Source organism: Amycolatopsis sp. cmx-8-4 (genome assembly GCF_046548675.1).
Taxonomy (GTDB): domain Bacteria; phylum Actinomycetota; class Actinomycetes; order Mycobacteriales; family Pseudonocardiaceae; genus Amycolatopsis.
This window is the reverse complement of record NZ_JAEBDZ010000052.1, coordinates 1-15,605: the sequence shown is the minus strand read 5'-3', so window position 1 is coordinate 15,605 and position 15,605 is coordinate 1. Positions and strand designations below refer to the sequence as shown.

Sequence of the window (15,605 nt, the reverse complement as noted above, 5' to 3'; positions counted from 1 at the left end):
ACATGCCAAGGGGAAGCCCTCGGAGCACGGCTCGGACTAGACACCAGCACTTGCCGGTTGCTGCGTGGCTTGGTGCGGCTCCGCCGTTGGCTTTACACCGTATGCGCTGGCCGGGTCGTACACCGCCCGGGTGACGTCGTCGCGGTCCTCGCCTTCCATATCGAGGATCTGGGCCTGGGTGAAGTTCAGCGTCCGACGGGCCATCCGGCGCGGCACCAGCTTGTCGGCCTAGTGGACGGTTCCCTTCCGGCTGCCTCTGCCGTGCCGGTGACATTCGATTATCGTTGCCTCGACCGGCCGGAGGAGGGGACGACGTGAGCAAGTTGGTCGAAGAGCTCTTCGCTAGTGAGGTGGAGATGTTGCTGCCGCTTGCCCGGGCCACTGCGTGCCTGATGCCGCTGCGGATCGTCGGCGGGGACTGGTCGGCGATGTTCGAAGTGCCGGCCGGCGACGGCGTGGCGGATCTGTGCGCAGTGCGGTTCGCGCGCGGTCACCGCGACAAGCGTGGTGGTCGTCCGGCGATCACGGACTGGACTGACGTGCGGGTCTTCGCCGTTCTGCAGCACCCAGACAAGTGGACCGGTGTCGCCGAGCTCGCCGCCCTCGCCGGTCTCACTGTCGATGGGCTTCGTCGAGGGCCTTTGCGCCGGTTGAGTGAAGCGGGGCACATCCGGCGCACCGCGGATGGTGGCGCTGAGACCGAGTGGCAGTACTCGATCCCCGTCACGGGCGTGACAGCGGTCGAGGCGAAGTTGTCGGATTGGCATCGCGCACTCGTGCAGGCACGTCGACACACCGTGTTTGCCGACGCGTCTTACATCGCTTTGCCGCCGCGCGTAGCGGCGAGGGCCGCCGATGCCACGGAGATGCTTGCTTCGTCTCAGGTTGGCGTGCTGTCAGTTCGACCGTCGGGTGAGGTACGGGTGGTTCGTGAAGCTCCGCGGCCGCGCCGGGTCCGGGGCTGGGCTCTACGTCGGATGTTCGCGGCCGAGCGGCTATGGGCACTTCACTCGGCAGGCGCCGTATCGGGACCGGTCAGGCACGTATTTGGGCGACCTGTTCTGGCTTCACCGCGCGATCCGCGGAGCTCGGTCGCCGTGCTGAACTGAATTCTTCGGACGATAAGGCTGACCCGCGTGACAGCGGTCACGCTAGGAGTTGGTGCCAGACTCCCAGGTGACCGGGCTTCGACGCGGTTTCCATCGCGACTTGTGAAACTGCCGAAGCCGCAGTGATCAGCGCGTCGGATATGAGCTCTGTGATGTGGGTGCGCCGGTCGGAGGCGTTGGCGACGTCGGCGGTCAGCTCTGCCAGGCGGTACAGGTGATGCGCCCCCTGGGTGTGCGCGTCCCAGTCGTGGGTGTTGCGGCTGGCTTCACAGTAGGGGCAGTCGCATTGGGCGACCAATCCGCCTGCCGTCAGAGCTTCGTGCTCCGTGCGCAGGATGGTGTGGAGGAGCTCAGGTGTGAAGATGCGCGGCTTCGGTGGCGCTGTGATCCCGCCGCCTCGCATGTTCGGGGTGAAGCCGCGCGCGGCTGCCGACAAGCCGGTGCCGAATCCCGCGGCGCCGTGCGCCAGGCACCACCAGCCGGTGAGGTCGGTGGTGGGCAGCAGGACGGGGATCTGCTCGTCCGCGAGGGCCTGACAGAGGTCGCGGTAGCCGGCGAGGAGTTGCTGTTCCACAGGTTGCGATGCTGTGGCCGTGGTTGGCCATAGCGTGGTGAGCCAGAGTGCGTCGGGGCGGGATTCGATCACTCGTTCGGCGACGTCGTCCACCCGGTCGGGGTACATCAGCCATCCTGTGGCCAGCACCAGGTTCAGGAACGAGGGCTCGTCTTCAGCTCGGTTACGTACCGCGTCGAGGTGGCGGAAAGCCGCGTCCAGCTCGGCGTCCGGGGCGACACCCGGCAGGAACCGTCCTGGGCTGAGCAGGACGTTGGCGCCAGCGTCCCGTTGGGCTGCGACGACGTCGTCAAGCCAGGCGGCTTCATCAACGGTTGGATCCTGGCGCTTCTGGAATGGCCAGCGTTTGAACTGATCGCTCACGGGCTTTCGGCCAGGCACCGCATCGAAGACGGCGTGGGCAACAGGATCGGCGACGCGGAGCGCGGCGGCTCCGAATTGGGACAGGTAGGCGTTACCTGCTCTGGGCACCAGCTGCAGCAGGGTGCCGGCCGCCGCAAACGTGACTGCCTTTCCCTGGGAACGGGCAAGCCCACGCAGGAGTGCGGGGACCGTGGAGTAGTGCTTGTGAGGACGGCTGATGATCATGATCGGACCGGTGCCGCGAAGTGCTTCGGCGGCTGGCGGGCCGGTGACGTCCGGGGTGGCTGGCTGTTCGGCGTTCTGCGCCTCCGCTAGGTCGGCGATCTCTTCCGCGAGACTGCGGTTGAACTCGTCGACCGTGTCGTCGTCTGGTTCGTCCAGGTCGTAGTACCGGCTTGGCGGGTCGGCGTAGGGGTCGAGGTCCTCGGGCCGGGTGTCCTCGGTGATCCAGACGCCGGTCAGGGCGTCGAAGCCGTAGGCCTCCGGCGGTCCGAGCAGCTCAGACTCGCCGATGTCGCTCTCTGAAGAACCATCCGAGCTCTCATCACGCATCTCTTCACACCTCCGGTGACCCCGCCAACACTGGTTGCACTTCCGGTGCCGCTCACGCCAGCATGCGCTCCGCCGTACGAGCTGAGCCCCGGGCCGACCTACGCGGCGAGAGCAACTTCGCGATCACGATCCGCAGCTCGGAGGGGGTGTCGGCGGGCAGATCGAGGTCGACGCTCTCCGCGGCGCGGAGCAGGGTGGCGAAATCCCTGTGCTGCCCTGGCTGGGAGTACGGGTGGCGGCCGGTCAGAGCCTCTGCGGCCACGGCGCCGATGGACCAGAGATCCGCCGCGTTACGAGCACGATCGCCGCGGAGTTGCTCCGGCGCGGCGTAGCGTGCGGTGCCGATGAAGCTCGGGTAGACCGTCAACGTCGACTCATCTAGCGGTTTGACCAGGCCGAGGTCGACGAGCACGGGATCGGCGGGCTCCCCGTGCCGCAGCAGGATGTTCTCCGGCTTGATGTCGCGGTGCACCACCTGTGCCTCGTGCAGCACGGCTGCGGCGTGCAGCAACCCACGGGTTAGGGCGACGCACTCTTCCGCGGGAACCTGCCCCTGGTTGAGCCGACGACGAAGGTCGCCACCGGGGATGAACTCGAACCTCAGGACCTGTCGCATGCATCCCTCGATCACCACGGCGGTGCGTTCCCTCAGGCGGACTACCCGGTCGTCCTCGATCTTGAGCAGGCCCTCGACCTCCCGGTCGAGGCGTTCCGCGGGGAAGTCGTCCTGGTAGATGATCTTGCACGCGTCCTGCGGGCCGATTCTCCAGGTCTCGCCGAACGCTCCGGTGCCCAGGAAACTGACCTCTTTGGCGAGAGTTCCGAAGGCGGCAGCTACCTCGTCGGCTGTGTACTTCCGCTCTTCCATCCGGTGACCTCCTGGCGAGTCCTGCGCTTCAGGTGCCTTGACGCTCCATGATCCTCCCCCCGATGCGGGAGCGCCGGAAGCCTCGCCGCGAGCGGTGTGAAAGATGCGGGCGGATTGGGAGCCGACAGGTGGGCCACTCCGGCAAGTCGCTCTCAATGTTGTACTCGTGCGGAAGTCGTGTCCGAACTGCGGCCGGTCACCTAATTAGCTGGGCGGCGGTCGTCATGTATGTGCGAAGGTCGCCCAGGGCGGTCATTGTGTGCTTGCGCGGTCGTCGGTGCGATACGGCGGTACCTTGCGTGGATTCATTGGTGCGAGGGTGAGGACGGCCAATAGTGCCATGAACCAGTCCAGTGCAGGGGTGCGACCTCACGCAAATGCACGTGCTGTCGCGCGTGCAGGCGAGATCCCTCGCTCGGCTGGGTGAGTTTGATCGCGTGGTCGCGGCCGGCTGCGGGAACTGTCATCAAATTGTCCACTCGTCCTGAGCGAACCGCCAATTGGTTCCAGATGTGTGCCTTGACCTCGTCGAACGTCGAGCATCGCGCCGACGGCTCGAGTCCGCAATGATCTGCGTATGCAATTTGCAGACGGCGTCATCCGCTGATTGCCGTACACGGAAAGTAGTTGATCAGCTACGGTCACATGTGCGGCTGACTCGTCGGACCGGTCGATCCATCACCGGTGCCAGTGGGCCAGCCGGACGATCTTCGGCGTGTCGGAAGCCGGATCGTTGGGCACGCAGCGCTGAGCGGGAGGGGTTCACGCGGCCGTGGCACAACCACACACAGGCGTCAGTCCGTGGCTGGCGGAAATCGATGGGCAGGTGCGAGACGCCGGTGGCGCTCCGCCCGCAGGCACCTCGGGCGCCGGGTTCAGCCTGTTACCCGAGGAAGCGCAGGCTGTGCTGTCGCAGGCGCAGAACGCCCTTGAGCAGCTCCGGCAACTGCAGCGACAGACGGAGACGTTGAAGCAGGTCCGGCCGGCGGCGAATGATCCCGCTAGCCTCGCCTACAACGCTCGCTTGGCGAACGGCCAGGGTGTCTTCTCCGTGCTAAGTGATCACGTCAGCTCGGAGGCAGCCTATCTGGACGAGCTGGTCAAGAAGATCCAGGAATCCTTCCGGGTGATCAGTGGACGTGATTCCGCGGCGGCACACGACATCGGTCAGACGGGGACGCCGAAGGGTGGTGTCGCGGGATGAATCGTCGGCTGGCTTTCGTCGTGCTGGTCTCCGTCGCAGGTTTTGCTGTCGCGTGCTCTGGCCACGGCGGACTTGGCGAAACGTCGGGAAGTGCCCTGCCCGCTCCTGCTGGACAGAACGCCTCGTCTCCAGGTCTGCCGTTCGCTGGGGCGCCCAGGGTTGTCGACCCGTTGCCGCTGTCTGTGCTTGCCGGCGACCCCTGCGCGGACGCGCTCACACCGGATCAGGTCGTCGCTGCCGTGGGGGCTTCAGTCTCCGGGCAGCGCGAGGATCTCGCGGAGGTCGGCCCGGCGTGTGCGTGGTCCAATCGTAACACCGGAGGCGCTGTCGGAGTCTCGTACACGCTCAACACCCACGTCGGGCTCAGCGGTGTCTACGCGAATACGAAACCGCAATCGGCTTTGTGGCGGGAACTGCCGGCGATACAAGGCTTCCCCGTCGTCGCTCATGCCGGGACCAAGGGTGGCGCGATTCCCGCCGGTTTCTGCCAGGCGAGCATCGGCCTGGCGGACAACCTTTCGGTCGACGTCAGCCTCACATTGGGAGTGAGCAAAAAGGACACCGAGGACGCATGCAGCCTGATCTCTCAGATCGCTGACATGACAGTCGCGACACTGAGAGCAAAGGCAGGTTCCTGATGTTCCCTTTTGATCAACTCGGGCGTGCCGCACACGTCGTGGCACGCGAAGCAGAGCACGCCGGAACCGCGCTTGTGCACGCAGCCCAGGACGCGATCGGCTGGGCGAGCGATCTGTTCTCCGGTGAAGTCGGTGTTCACGTCATGCCGATCCCAGCGGTTGTGCGGTGCGTCATGGCCGGTGACGGCACAAGCTGGACCGAGAGCGGCATCACGTCCGGGAGCGCCGCAGCCGGCCATCACGAGATTGCTGCTGGGCTCTCTGCGATGCTGAACAACCTGGAGCCGGCCTGGACAGGCGGTGGTGCGAACCGTGCCCACATGCGAACCAAGGCTTTCAGTGATCTGATCGATCGCGCGGCGCTGACGCTGAGGTCGAACGGCAGCAACGTGACCGACGCCGCCTACGGGTTCGAGCTGGCCAAACAGTCCATGGAGCCGATGGGTGACCCTCCCGACAAGTCTTTCTTCGACGTCGCGACGCCCTGGGACACCGACACCGAGGACGCCGTCGAGGCCTACAACGCCAAGGCCGAGAAGAACCTCGGCATCTACAACACCTACGTCCAACACCTCGACACGCAGGGCCAGGGACTGTCCGGGGACTACGGCAGGCTCACGCCTGAGCCGGCCGATCCTGTCGAGCGCACACAGACCGATCAGCGCGGCGTCACCGACGACCGACCAGAACGCGGAACCGAAAAACCCGCTCACGCAAACGAGGATCGAACAACGACGGAGACGCCGTCCACTGAGGACAATCAAGCGGACACCCGGACCAAGAACATGGCCTTCCGCACTACCACGGGATCCGGAAGCGGCGGCGACGTCGACAGCGGGGATCCGCACGAGGTCTTCGATCCACAGCGCGACCGGACCGAGGCCGCCGGGCTTACGGCATCCGGGCTCGAGCCTGGCGGACGAGGGATGAGCGGGTTCGGCCTGGCCCAGCAACTCGAACGCGGAACCGGCACCCAGCTACCCGATTCCGGTAATCTGCCATTCGCGGGAGTTCCCCGGTCGCCTGCCTCTTCTGGGCCGAACCGGGGCGTGGCCGAAGGTGGAGCCGGCGCGCTGGCCAGAGGGCCGCGCGGGGAAGCGGAGCGGACAGCAGCAGGTTCCCGTGCCGGCGGCAGTGGCCGCGGAGCTGGCTCTCGCGGGGCCGCGGGTGTGGCGCCTGCGGGAACCACGCGTGGTTCTTCGGAGGACGACGAGCATCAGCGCAAATACGTCCGCGATGACGCGAGCGTGTTCGCCGTCGATGACGACGAGCTGGTCGACCCCCGCACCGGCTTCGCCCCAGTGCAGCCGACCATCGGTACCTGACGCACTCCGTGCACGCCGGCAACGGCCTTCCCCGCCTGTCGTCCCGCATCACGGAGCGTGTGTCGTGGCTGTCATCGACAGACCCATCATCCTGCCCAAACTCGCCTTCCTGACCGCCTGGAGCATGCTCGCGGTGGGGGAGCTTCCGCCGGCGTTCGGCACCAACCTGCACCACTGGACGAGCGCGGACGGCCAGCGCGAGCTTGGCGTCAGGGCCATGACGGCGTTGACCGATCTCGGCCTGGCCCGCAACAACCGGCTCAACGGCCTCTGGCGATCGACCGCCATGGTCCTCGCCAGAGCCGACCGCGAGTACTACGCCTTCAACAACTTCTCCGACGGGCGAGCCTGCTCGGTGCTCATCGCGGCCCGCGACGGTGATGCCCTCCGCGCCGTCATCGACGACAACGTCGTGTCCCTGGAACCCATCGAGGACAAGTGGTTCGCCACCGCATTGCTGGACACCCTCCCGGAGGTTCCCGCCGCGGTGATACCTCCGGCCGTCGTGCCGCAGGCTGTTTACGAGGGCCGGCAGGCGTCTGGCGAGACGGATGGCCGCGACCTCGAACGCCTCCAGGACGCGATGCAGCGACCGCGGCAGGCAGTTCACCAGATCTACATCGCCCGCCGACGTGCCGACGGCGAGAGGACCCGCAGCATGCCGATCACCGCGATCGACATCGAAGAAGCCGGACGGCTGCTCGTCTACACCGACGCCGACGACAACATCGTCATGATCCCCGCAACCGCCCGCGAGTTCGTATCGACCCTCAACAACACCTACACCGACCTCTGACGAACCACGGGAGCCTTGTCAGCGGGGGAGCGCGGCCAGAACTCCCTCGGCGAGCTGTCTGGCCTTGGCGCACGAGGCGGTGACAGGCTCGCCAGCCGGCCCGTTGTACAAGGTGCCGAGCCCTTGGCCGTCGGCGACGTCGACGATGATCTGGCACGAGGTGAAGCTGCCGTCGGTCCCGGTGCTGAGCACCCATTCACCGGCCGGGTACCCGGCCACCGACGTCGCCTCGACCTGGCTGCCGGGCCCGCCGACGAGCGGGAGAGGCAGTGCTTTGGGGTAGAAGCGGACCTCGGCCGCGGCAGACAGGGGTGGGCCGCTGGTGAACCGGCACTGCGATTGCTCGCCGGCATTGACGAGCACGGTGTCGTGGGCGTCCTGGGGTTTCACCAGGCCGAGCTGTGCCGTGAGGGCGGCGGGCACGCCCGAGCAGGGGGTGGAGAGGTAGCGAGACACGTCGAGCTGGGCGCCGGTGATGGATGGCGGTGTCGACGACGTGGACGGCGTGGACGGCGTGGGAGGTTCGTCGGGTCCGGTACAGCCGGCCGCGACCACGGCGAATCCGAGCCCGACCAGCGCGACGCTGCGGATCTTGTCAGCCATCGAGGCGCCTTTGCAGCGGGGTGCCGGGGCCGACGACACCCGTCGGACTCTGCTGCTCGACCAGTTTCCGATGTTCCTCGTCGACCTTCGAGCCGAATCCGCCGGCCGGGCGATCGGTCGAGGAGAAGTCCTCGTAGCGGAAGGTCGGGGAGTTGACGACGATCGTCGGTGCCATCGGGGCGAACAGTTCGTTCTTCTCGCCGAGCAGGTCCCGTTCCGCGCCTTGGACCTGGCCCAAGGCGTGCTGGACGATGTCCTGGTAGCTGGTCAGCACCTGGTCCTTGCCGGTCTTGTAGCCGGAGGCGACCTCGGCGAACTTGTCCCCGTCCACGGCCAGCTGCAGGCCCGCCGACGACGCACCGATCACGACACCGGCAGTGGCGGTGAACCAGGCGCCGCCGGTAGCGATGCCAAGCACCGCCGAGACGACACTCGCGCCGACCGAGATCGCGATCTTCGTATCCGCCTCGCTGTGCTGCTTGAGCGCCTTGGCGACGGCGGCGCCGGTGGCATCGGCGACCGCGACGTAGTCCCGACGGGCCTGGACCGCGGCAGCCAGCAGAACCGCGAGCGACTCGACGGTCGTGACCAGGTAGGAGGCTTGCTGGCCGAGGAAGGCCTGGATTTTCGAGATTTGCTGCCGGAAGGCGTCGGCTCCGCCGCCTTCCCAGTCCTGCACCGAGTAGTCGATCTTCCGGAAGGCGTCGACGATGTCGGACGAGGTGTCCTTATCGATGGCCCGGCCGACCTTCTTCATGCGCTCGAACTCGTCGATGATCTTCTGTGGGTCGAGACTGAGCACCTTGTCGGCGTCGTCGAGCAGGCCGCGCAGGAGCACGGCCCCACCGCCGCTGGGATATGCCTCCGGCGAACCTAGCCACTTGCCGTCCGGCTGCTCGTCGTTGAACAGATCGAGGAGCCGGCGCGCGGCACGGTCCGCGGCGGAGCGCACGTCGTCGTCACTTTTCCAGTCGGCCATTCCTAGACCTGCCCGTCAGCGCGACGGTAAAGCGCCACGATGGCTTTGGCAGCCTCCGCGGTCGCGTCGACAATCTCGGTGCCGTGCTTCTGGCGAGCTGCGATTTCGTCGGTGAACCGGGCGTAGGACAGCTGGAATTCGTTGATCACGTCGAGCGTTCCCAGGCCGGCGAGCCCCTCGTGGGCGTTGAGAACCGGAAGTTGTGATCCCATGATGTCGCGCAATGTTGGCAGAGCGCTCTCTCCGACGCGTTGCAGCTCGTCGAGCGCTACCTTGAAGCCATTTCCCACCCGGGGCCTCCCCACCCTCGTACAGGTTATGCCAACTCACCATAGCTGATCGATTACACAGTGCAAGCGGATGACGTCAACTGTCCAGCTTCTCTCCTTCGAGCGGATTTCTACGCCGATCGCAGTAGTTGATTTGTGCAACAGTGATTCAAGGCCCTGTTGCCGAGGGAAGCAAATGCTGGGCAAGGCCATTCTTCGGGCCCCTCCAAAGACTTTCTGTGCTTGTTCTGGCTCCAGCCGATGAACATGCGCTGGGCGGAGTTCGGGTGGGCGGATCTATGCCGTAGGTAGGGGGTCACGATGGCGTTTGGACGTCTTGGAGGCGTTGCCGGACTTCGGCGGCGTGGTGGGGGTAGCCGGTGTCCTCGTAGATGGTGGCGGCTTCTTGCCAGCAGACCATCGCTTCACCCATGTGGCCGAGGTGAAGCAGGCAGGTGGCGAGAACATCCAGCGGCTCCGCGATGGTCTTGTCGCGGCTGATGGGCGTGCTACGGCCGATGGCGATCGCGTCGCGGCACAACCGGATCGCTTGCTCGGGTGCCTGCAGTGCTTGGCAGGCACGCGCCAACTGAGTCAACGCGTATGCTTCGCCGGTGCGGTCCCCGACCTGCCGCCGCAGGCGCAGGCCGAGCTCACCGTGCTCGAGTGCGCGCTGGTATTGGCCGAGGCCGATATGGGTGGCGCTGAGGTTGCCTTCAACGACCGCCTCCATGCGTCCGGAGTCAATGCCCCGGCTCAGCGGCAGCGCCCTGTCGAGCCACTGCAGTGCCTTATCGAAGTCGCCCCGGCGCAGGAACATCAGCCCGCGATCGTTGAGATTCCACGCCTGGCGCGCGCCGTCGCCGAGTTGCTCGGCGAGAGTCGCTGCGCGGTCGAAGTCGTCTTGAGCTTGGTCCCAGGCGCCGAGCGAGGACGCTGTCTCTCCTCGAAGGGCTACGAGGCTTTCTTCTTGTGCGCGGCTACCAGCCAGCTGAGCTGCGGTGATCCCCAGGCTGCATGCGTCGAGTTCTTCTTGTGGGCTGCCCGCGGAGCGGAGGAAGCGGCAGGCGTAAGCGAGGGGGATCGTATGGTGATGGAACTGGTGGTCGGCAGCGTATTGCAACGCGGCCAGGATGTTGGTGCGTTCGCTGATGAGCCAGGCCCACGCCTGGCTGATGCCGGTGATGGGATGTGGGTAGTCGGGTTCTGCCACGACCGCGGGGATCTGTTCGAACCTAGGGTGGACGCGGTGATCGGCGGTACGGCTGGTGTGGGTGTACCAGGTGAGCAGGGATTCGAGCGCAGAGCGGCGGTCGTGGTCGGTGTCGTGGTCGTGGGCCTGGCCGGCGGCGTAGGCGCGGAGTAGGTCGTGCAACCGATACCGGCTGCCTGCGGCGGGTTCGATCAGGTGCGCACTGGTGAGCGCGGCCAATTGGGGCCGGGTGTCGGCGGGGGACAGCTCGGCGAGTGCGGCGGCGGCAGGCAGGGTGAGGTCGGGGCCGGGGTGGAGTCCGAGGCGGCGGAACAGCCGTGCGTGTTCGGGTGGGAGTTGCTGGTAGGACCAGTCGAAGACGGCGCGGATGGCGGCGCGTTCGTCGCCGGTGTCGCTGAGGATGTCCAGACGGGTGTGGTCGTCGGTCAGGTCGGCGACCACCTCGGCCACGCTTTGGTGGGGGTGGGCGGCGGCGCGGGTGGCGGCGATCCGCAGGGCCAAGGGCAGCCGTGCGCAGAGCCGGATGAGTTCATGGATGGCGCGGGGTTCGGTGGCGGCGCGTTCGGCGCCGAGGATGCCGGTGACGAGGGCGTGTGCTTCGGGTATGTCGAGCAGGTCGAGGGTGAGGCGGTGGGCGGCGTCGGTGACGACCAGTCCGGTGAGGCTATCGCGGCTGGTCACCAGGACCATGCAGCCGGGGGTACCGGGTAGCAGGGGGCGGATCTGTTCGGGGCTGCGGGCGTTGTCCAGCACCATCAGCACCCGTTTGTCTGCCAGCAGTGACCGCAGCAGCGCCGACTGCTCCTCGACCTCCGGCGGGATGGTGCGGGCCGCGACGCCGAGGGCGCGCAGGAATCCGCCCAGCGCCTCACTCGGCGTGGCGGGAGTACCAGGACCGTAGCCGCGCAGATTCACATGCAGCGTGCCATCGGGGAACCGGTCCTGGTTGCGGTGGGCCCAGTGCAGCGCGAGGGTGGTCTTGCCAATCCCGCCGGCCCCGTCGACGGCAGTGATCACCACCGACCGAGCTCCCGGTCCGTCGAGATTGTGGTGGTCGGGGTCGGGTGGGGCCAGAGCGTCGAGTGCGTCCAGGTGTCCGGCGCGGCCAGTGAAGTCCCGCACTGCCGCGGGCAGTTGCCGCGGAACCACCCTGCTCGAGCCTGGTCTGGAGCCGAAATGGGGATGTCCGGCGCTTCGGTCGCCGCTACCTGGCGGTATGGGGTCGGGTGAATAGGGGTGGTCGGGGAGAGTGATCCAGCCGGTGGTGTCGGCTTCCTTCACCGTGACCGCGACGGGGCGCCAAGTGGCGGGAGCGGCGGCGGGGGTGTGGCGGATGACGTCGTCGAACAGCCCGTCCGAGGCGATCACTGCCAGCACTCCTGGTGACCCGGCTAGTGCCGCCTTCAATGGCGGGGCGTCGCACAGCCGGAACGTCCGGATCAGCGCGGCGGAGGAGATGCCGTGCGTGTCGTAGCCGACCTCGCCGGCGTGCAGCGCGACACGCAGTCGGAGCCGCTGTGGGTCGGGGTGGGTGTCGTTGTGCACCCGAAGCCGCGTCACCAGCGCCGGCAGCACTACTTCCACGAAATGGGCTTTGTCAGTCTCGGCCGGCGCGAGTGCGACGACGGTATCTCCGCGCATTTCGCGATAGCAGTCTTCCCACTGTGTCCCGGCCGCGGCGAACGCCGCCTGCATTACCGCGTCGAGCCCGTCGCGCACTGCTGGCAAATGCGGGCTCGTCCGGCGCGGATCCCCGAACCCTTCGACATCCGCGACCACGATCAGGTGATGTCTTGACCCCAGGCCCTGCTCTGTCGCCATGCCCGCCCTCTCTCCCGGGTCCGCAAGAACGCAGGATCTGACCACAGTCGCAAAAATCGAGTACGAGAGATAGCCGCTGGACGGGCTGAGGCCTGTTCGGGACCATCTCGCTGATGCTGGTCGTGCTTGATTGCCGACCGGAAGATCATGTTTTCCCAGGGCTGCGGCAGGGTTGCAACGACCGAGCGGGTCTGCGCGGAGGCCTGCTGGCGCCATCAGCTCGCACACCTGCTCTGGAAGGGCGAGCTGGCAGCGAACCGGTCCTGGCCACTGCACGAGGCATCGATGCTCGTCGAGACCTGTGGGTGGACGGGGACGTGTGGGCAGTCGCCCGTGCTGCTGGCCACCCCCCGATCTGGAACTCGGCTGAGTGCCGTCGCAGTGCTAGTACGTCGGGTAGCCGTGGTACGGGCTGGGCGGAAGTGTCGGGACCTCGACGACCAGGAAGCCGAGCGTCGGCCGCGTCGGCCGCGTGGGCCGACCGGGCAGCCGGACAACCACCACCGGCTGTGGATCATGGTTGTACATCGTGTAAGCGAGCGCCGCGCCCTGCGCTACCGGAGTGGGATGGTAGGCAGTGTCGGCGCTTCGCGCCGCCAGGCCGACCTGGACCTCGGGCCAGCGCTCGTTCCAGACTTCGAAACTCACCACCCCGGGACTCGTCGCGGTCACCAGCACGTGCACGCCGAGCAGGTAGGCGCTGGTGCCCACGACCGCGACCGTGGGGATGGTGGCCTTGATCTCGGGCATCAGCTGCGGGTCCAACGGCTCGGCCCAGTGGACGGGCACGATGCCGAGGTTGCGGCACAGACGCAGGATGTGGCTATACCGGACGATGATCGCCCGGTCTCCGTCCAAGACGCCGGTCTCCGCGGCTTCCCGGGTTGCCTGCAGAGTTTTGTAGAGGCCTTCCTGGGACTCCAGGGCGTACCAGCACCCGGCAATGGCGACCTCCGCCAGCAGCCTGCGCTCGAGGTCGCCCTGGACCTGGGCAACCGCGCTGGCTTCGATGAACTTCGCCTTCGCGTTCTGAATGGTCTGCCGACGGTCGAAGTATTCCTGCGTGTCCAAGACGTCCTGGAGGTGCCTGCGGCCGGCAGCCATGTATTCGTCGTACTTCCGCAGCGGGATCTTGCCTATCTGGATCCGCAGGTCCCGCAGTTGGTTGTTGATGTCCGCGAAGCCCGAGGTGACTTTGTCCTCGAGCTCCTTGTCGCCGACGTGGTCGATGATCGCCTTGATCACCTCGGACAGCACGGTCACCGCCGCCCCGCCGGAGGCCTTCAACGTGATCGAGCCGATCGCCAGCGCGAGCCATCCCGAGGACTGCCGCGCCGCCGCCTTCTTCTTGACCATCGCACCCCTCCCGCCAGGTCAGTCGCGCTGCTAGGGTCCGATGTTGCGCCAGACGCGGAATCGGGCCCTATCAGCCCAATATTGCTTGCCGATGTCGTTGGTTGCCCTCGGTCCTGATTCCGCTGGCGTCGTCGGCTGGTGAAGAGCAGGCGCACAACGCCCGGCATCTCGCGGACGCGTAAGGACCAACGGCACCGAGGGTGATTACCTGCCTACGGGTTGGCTGCATCGGCGTGGCAGCCTTAGGGCGTGAGGTCGTCGCCTTCAGCGCGCGGCCCATGTTTGAAAGGGGCAATCGTCGTGGACGCCGATCGTGTCGGTGAGGGCCGTGTCGCTAGCGGCCGGCCTGTGCGGATGCTGGTGACGGGTGGTGGTACCGGTGGTCACACGTACCCGGCGCTGACGGCTGTTCGTACGGCGCGGTCCCAGCTGGCGAGCGAGCAAGCCGCGGTAGAGGTTCTGTGGGTCGGAACCGCCGACGGGCTCGAGGCCCGCATCGCCGAACATGAGGGAATCACTTTCGTGGCGGCTGCGGCGGGAAAGATCCGACGGGCGCGGAACCCGTTGAAGATGTTGTCGTGGGCAAACTTGAGCGATATGGGGAAGGTGCCGATCGGGGTCCTGCAGGCGATCCGTGCGGTCAGGGCGTTCCGGCCGGATGTGGTGCTCGCGACCGGCGGGTACGTGTCGGTGCCGGTGAGCTTGGCGGCGTGGGTGTGCCGACGGCCGCTGGTGGTGCACGAGCAGACGGTGCGGCTGGGACTGGCGAACCGGTTGCTGGCCCGGGTTGCGACGGCGATGGCCGTGTCCTCGGCCTCGACGTTGCCGCTGCTGCCGGAGCGAGCGAGGAAGCGTGCGGTGGTGACCGGGAACCCAGTGCGGCCGGAAGTCCTGACCGGCCACGCCGAGAAGGCTCTGGAGGCCCTGAGCTTGGACGCTTTCGATCCGGCTCGGCCGACAGTCTACGTGACTGGGGGAGCGCAGGGCGCGGTCCAGATCAACCGGCTCGTCGGCGAGATCCTGCCGTGGCTACTGGAGCGGGCGAATGTGATTCACCAGTGCGGGCCGGCGGCGGTGGCCGGGATGCAGGAGAAGGCGGCGGCTTTGCCGATAGAGGTGGCGGGCCGGTATCTGCCGGTCGGGTTCGTGGGGCCGGAGTTGCCGGACGTGTTCGCGCTGGCGGACGTCGTGATCTCGCGCAGCGGTGCGGGCACGATCGCCGAGCTGACCGCGCTGGGGTTGCCCTCGGTGCTGATCCCGCTCGCGTCGTCGGCCGGCGGAGAGCAGGCGCACAACGCGCGGCAACTCGCGGACGCCGGCGCCGCCAGCGCACTGCTGGGCGACGTCACGCCCGTGGCGCTGCGGGAGGCTCTCGAACCGCTGCTGACCGACGGCGCACTCCGGAGCGCGATGGCCGGAAAAGCACGCGAACAAGGCCGCCCAGATGCCGGGGACCGGCTCGTCGACGTCGTCTTGGGCCTCGCCGCGACCGGTCGCCGTTGATCCCACGCTGAGATCAACGGCGACCGGAACGGTCAGGCAGGAAGGCTGGACTGGGCGCGTGTCCAGTCCGTTCGGTCGCCGAGTTGGTGGTTGTCGCGGCTGTAGTGCGTCACGGCCAGGGCCGGGTCCTGTGGTCTGGGTTTGATCGTGTCGAGCTGGGGCAAGGTGTCGGTGATGAGCTGGCGGCCGTGGGCGATGGCTCGCCACCAGACGTCGCGAACCTCGTCGACGTCGGGCCAGATGGAGAACAGTGCCTCGGCGAGGACAGGGCCGGTGTCGACTCCCTGGTCGATGATATGCAGGGTTGATGGCGCTCTGCGAAGTGGGCCAGAGGCGCTTCCTGAAAATCCCCAGCCGAGGTCTGCAGCTTAACCGGTGTCAGCGACGGAGTGGGATCACTCCGTCGGGTGCGGCGACCGGCATCTGTGGCCG

The 15,605-nt window shown here is 67.1% G+C and carries 13 protein-coding genes; 6 read left to right on the top strand and 7 right to left on the bottom strand.

Annotation, left to right across the window (positions count from 1 at the left end; translation table 11 throughout):
• Nucleotides 1-314 precede the first annotated feature (314 nt).
• The gene (locus ACLJQZ_RS46900) at nucleotides 315-1,109 is read left to right on the top strand and encodes a hypothetical protein (protein WP_410628054.1); all 795 of its coding nucleotides are present in this window, start codon (nucleotides 315-317) and stop codon (nucleotides 1,107-1,109) included.
• Between the two features lie 37 nt (nucleotides 1,110-1,146).
• Here the strand turns inward: ACLJQZ_RS46900 and ACLJQZ_RS46895 are convergent, their stop codons facing one another.
• Together ACLJQZ_RS46895 and ACLJQZ_RS46890 are read right to left on the bottom strand one after the other, a co-directional pair.
• Nucleotides 1,147-2,598: a hypothetical protein gene (locus tag ACLJQZ_RS46895; protein ID WP_410628052.1), complete on the bottom strand. Its 1,452-nt coding sequence runs from the start codon at nucleotides 2,596-2,598 to the stop codon at nucleotides 1,147-1,149.
• Between the two features lie 52 nt (nucleotides 2,599-2,650).
• Nucleotides 2,651-3,466, bottom strand: coding sequence for a serine/threonine-protein kinase (locus ACLJQZ_RS46890; RefSeq protein ID WP_410628050.1), 816 nt, complete (start codon nucleotides 3,464-3,466; stop codon nucleotides 2,651-2,653).
• 772 nt (nucleotides 3,467-4,238) lie between these two features.
• Between ACLJQZ_RS46890 and ACLJQZ_RS46885 the strand changes: the two genes are divergently transcribed.
• The 4 genes from ACLJQZ_RS46885 (at nucleotide 4,239) to ACLJQZ_RS46870 (ending at nucleotide 7,429) form a co-directional block, all read left to right on the top strand.
• Nucleotides 4,239-4,670, top strand: a complete 432-nt coding sequence (locus tag ACLJQZ_RS46885) for a hypothetical protein (protein ID WP_410628049.1) — start codon at nucleotides 4,239-4,241, stop codon at nucleotides 4,668-4,670.
• A complete protein-coding gene (locus ACLJQZ_RS46880) occupies nucleotides 4,667-5,308 on the top strand; it encodes a DUF3558 domain-containing protein (protein ID WP_410628047.1) in 642 nt (213 codons plus the stop codon). The genes ACLJQZ_RS46885 and ACLJQZ_RS46880 overlap by 4 nt, the downstream gene beginning before the upstream one ends.
• 38 nt (nucleotides 5,309-5,346) lie before the next feature.
• The gene (locus tag ACLJQZ_RS46875; RefSeq protein WP_410628045.1) at nucleotides 5,347-6,633 is read left to right on the top strand and encodes a hypothetical protein; all 1,287 of its coding nucleotides are present in this window, start codon (nucleotides 5,347-5,349) and stop codon (nucleotides 6,631-6,633) included.
• A gap of 64 nt (nucleotides 6,634-6,697) precedes the next feature.
• The gene (locus ACLJQZ_RS46870; RefSeq protein WP_410628043.1) at nucleotides 6,698-7,429 is read left to right on the top strand and encodes an ESX secretion-associated protein EspG; all 732 of its coding nucleotides are present in this window, start codon (nucleotides 6,698-6,700) and stop codon (nucleotides 7,427-7,429) included.
• Nucleotides 7,430-7,447: 18 nt separating this feature from the next.
• On the opposite strand, the gene ACLJQZ_RS46865 is transcribed toward ACLJQZ_RS46870, so the two are convergent.
• The 5 genes from ACLJQZ_RS46865 to ACLJQZ_RS46845 form a co-directional block, all read right to left on the bottom strand.
• A complete protein-coding gene (locus ACLJQZ_RS46865) occupies nucleotides 7,448-8,032 on the bottom strand; it encodes a DUF3558 family protein (protein ID WP_410628041.1) in 585 nt (194 codons plus the stop codon).
• Nucleotides 8,025-9,011, bottom strand: a complete 987-nt coding sequence (locus ACLJQZ_RS46860) for a hypothetical protein (RefSeq protein ID WP_410628039.1) — start codon at nucleotides 9,009-9,011, stop codon at nucleotides 8,025-8,027. Before ACLJQZ_RS46860 ends, ACLJQZ_RS46865 begins: the two co-directional genes overlap by 8 nt.
• 2 nt (nucleotides 9,012-9,013) lie before the next feature.
• Nucleotides 9,014-9,301 (bottom strand): hypothetical protein, encoded by a 288-nt coding sequence (locus ACLJQZ_RS46855; protein ID WP_410628038.1) that lies wholly within the window; start codon nucleotides 9,299-9,301, stop codon nucleotides 9,014-9,016.
• A 295-nt stretch (nucleotides 9,302-9,596) separates the two neighbouring features.
• Nucleotides 9,597-12,314, bottom strand: a complete 2,718-nt coding sequence (locus ACLJQZ_RS46850; protein WP_410628036.1) for an ATP-binding protein — start codon at nucleotides 12,312-12,314, stop codon at nucleotides 9,597-9,599.
• Between the two features lie 384 nt (nucleotides 12,315-12,698).
• On the bottom strand, nucleotides 12,699-13,670 hold the full coding sequence (locus ACLJQZ_RS46845) for a hypothetical protein (RefSeq protein ID WP_410628034.1): 972 nt from the start codon (nucleotides 13,668-13,670) through the stop codon (nucleotides 12,699-12,701).
• Nucleotides 13,671-14,024: 354 nt separating this feature from the next.
• Between ACLJQZ_RS46845 and ACLJQZ_RS46840 the strand changes: the two genes are divergently transcribed.
• Entirely contained in the window at nucleotides 14,025-15,173 is a 1,149-nt protein-coding gene (locus ACLJQZ_RS46840) for a UDP-N-acetylglucosamine--N-acetylmuramyl-(pentapeptide) pyrophosphoryl-undecaprenol N-acetylglucosamine transferase (protein WP_410628074.1), read from the top strand.
• The last annotated feature ends 432 nt before the right edge of the window (nucleotides 15,174-15,605 follow it).

Coding starts and splice junctions, on each gene's coding strand:
- ACLJQZ_RS46895 (WP_410628052.1), bottom strand. CDS start 2,598: ATGCGTGATGAGAGCTCGGATGGTTCTTCAGAGAGCGACATCGGCGAG.
- ACLJQZ_RS46890 (WP_410628050.1), bottom strand. CDS start 3,466: ATGGAAGAGCGGAAGTACACAGCCGACGAGGTAGCTGCCGCCTTCGGA.
- ACLJQZ_RS46880 (WP_410628047.1), top strand. CDS start 4,667: ATGAATCGTCGGCTGGCTTTCGTCGTGCTGGTCTCCGTCGCAGGTTTT.
- ACLJQZ_RS46865 (WP_410628041.1), bottom strand. CDS start 8,032: ATGGCTGACAAGATCCGCAGCGTCGCGCTGGTCGGGCTCGGATTCGCC.
- ACLJQZ_RS46860 (WP_410628039.1), bottom strand. CDS start 9,011: ATGGCCGACTGGAAAAGTGACGACGACGTGCGCTCCGCCGCGGACCGT.
- ACLJQZ_RS46850 (WP_410628036.1), bottom strand. CDS start 12,314: ATGGCGACAGAGCAGGGCCTGGGGTCAAGACATCACCTGATCGTGGTC.
- ACLJQZ_RS46845 (WP_410628034.1), bottom strand. CDS start 13,670: ATGGTCAAGAAGAAGGCGGCGGCGCGGCAGTCCTCGGGATGGCTCGCG.
- ACLJQZ_RS46840 (WP_410628074.1), top strand. CDS start 14,025: ATGCTGGTGACGGGTGGTGGTACCGGTGGTCACACGTACCCGGCGCTG.